The organism is Streptomyces katrae (genome assembly GCF_000966975.1).
Lineage (GTDB): Bacteria > Actinomycetota > Actinomycetes > Streptomycetales > Streptomycetaceae > Streptomyces > Streptomyces katrae.
In genome coordinates this window covers 1-1009 of sequence record NZ_JZWV01001698.1, presented here as the reverse complement: position 1 = coordinate 1009, position 1009 = coordinate 1, and the positions used below count along the sequence as shown (strand labels likewise).

At 82.7% G+C, this 1009-nt stretch carries 2 pseudogenes; one reads left to right on the top strand and one right to left on the bottom strand.

Going from position 1 to position 1009, the window contains the following annotated elements:
- Positions 1-439 (bottom strand): annotated as a pseudogene (locus tag VR44_RS46730) (hypothetical protein); the annotation flags it as partial.
- A 325-nt stretch (positions 440-764) separates the two neighbouring features.
- Between VR44_RS46730 and VR44_RS46725 the strand changes: the two are divergent.
- Positions 765-1009, top strand: a pseudogene (locus VR44_RS46725) (hypothetical protein); the annotation flags it as partial.

Here is a 1009-nt window from a genome sequence, read left to right as displayed (position 1 = left end):
CCTCCGGGCGGGCGGGCAGGGTCCAGTCCGCGCGGGCCGTCTGCGGGGGCTCGGTCCGGGTCCGGTCGGTATGGGCTGTCGGCGGGGGCTCGGTCCGGGTTGGTTGGGTGGCTAGCGCCTGCGGCGGTCCGGTCCGGGTCGGCTGGGAGCGGTGCCCCTCCGGGCGGGCGGGCAGGGTCCGGTCCGCGCGGGCCGTCTGCGCGGGCTCGGTCCCCGTCCGGTCGGCGCGGTCGGCGTCCGGAGGCCCGGCGGTCCAGTTCGTGTGGCCCGCTTCCAGCGGCTCGGGCAGGGGCCGGTCCGTGCGGGACGGCCCCGGTACCGCTCCGGGGACGCGCGGCGCGCCGTCGGCCCGTCCGGCCGGGGCGAAACCTTCCCCCACCCCGCCGACACCCGAAGCCGTGGGCTCCCCGGCCGCCTCCGCGGCCGCGTGTCCCGGCACCGGGACACGCCGGGCGGTCCCGGCCCCGTCGGCCCCTGCGGAGGCCGGGGCGCCCGGCCCATGTCCCGGCGCCAGGACAGGCGCCGGGAGGCTCCCCGCCCCGACGGCCGCGCCTTCGGCCCGTACCCGGGCCGGGTCCAGGGCGGAAGCCGCCGCGCCCGCCGCCGAGCCCGGCCCGGTGGCGGCCGTGCAGCCGGGCCGCGCTGGAGCCGGATCCAGGACCATCGACCCCGTACCGGGGGCCGAAGCGCAGGCCGTCTCCGCGTTGCAGGTTTCGGAGGTCGCGGGCGCGCTCCCTGCCGCAGGGACGCCTCGGTCTCCAGGCATGCGGGCGGGGGCCGGGGTCGGCAGCCCCGGGCCGGGCGCCCCGTCCGTCCGGGCGGGACCCGCCTCGTCGGGCGTCACCGGACCCGGAGTCGGGGCTCCGGGCGCCAGTCCCGGCGCCGGACGGCTTCCCGCCCCGGCGGTCCAGCCTTCGGCCCGCGCCCGTGCCCGGGCCGGCGCCGGCGCGGCCGCCGTCCGGGCCGGGGCCGGCGCGGTGGGGTTCGTGCTGTCCGGCCGCTTCTGGCC